Source organism: Streptomyces javensis, from assembly GCF_039525925.1.
GTDB lineage: Bacteria > Actinomycetota > Actinomycetes > Streptomycetales > Streptomycetaceae > Streptomyces > Streptomyces asiaticus.
In genome coordinates this window covers 1-524 of record NZ_BAAAIF010000300.1, presented here as the reverse complement: position 1 = coordinate 524, position 524 = coordinate 1, and the positions used below count along the sequence as shown (strand labels likewise).

The window sequence follows — 524 nt, the reverse complement described above, 5'->3', positions numbered from 1 at the left end:
GACGCCGAGATCACCGTGCTGACCGTCGGTCCGGAGGACGCCAAGGACGCGCTGCGCAAGGCGCTGTCGATGGGGGCGGACAAGGCCGTGCACGTCGAGGACGACGATCTGCACGGCACCGACGCGCTGGGCACCTCGCTGGTGCTGGCCAAGGCCGTCGAGAAGACCGGCTACGACCTGGTGGTCTGCGGTATGGCGTCAACGGACGGCACGATGGGTGTGCTTCCGGCGATGCTGGCGGAGCGTCTGGGTGTGCCGCAGGTGTCGCTGCTGTCGGAGGTGTCGGTCGAGGACGGCACGGTGAAGGGGCGCCGGGACGGTGACACCGCGACGGAGTTGCTGGAGGCGCGGCTTCCGGCGGTGGTGTCGGTGACGGACCAGTCGGGTGAGGCGCGTTACCCGTCGTTCAAGGGCATCATGGCGGCGAAGAAGAAGCCGGTGGAGTCCTGGGACCTGGAGGACCTGGAGATCGAGTCGGACGAGGTCGGTCTCGAGGGTGCCTGGACCGCGGTGGACGGCGCCAC

1 protein-coding gene is annotated in these 524 nt (G+C 69.3%); it reads left to right on the top strand.

All coding sequences use genetic code 11. From position 1 onward, the window contains the following. Positions 1–524, top strand: a 524-nt coding sequence (locus ABD329_RS48065; protein WP_344318338.1) for an electron transfer flavoprotein subunit beta/FixA family protein, incomplete at both ends; no start/stop codon positions are given.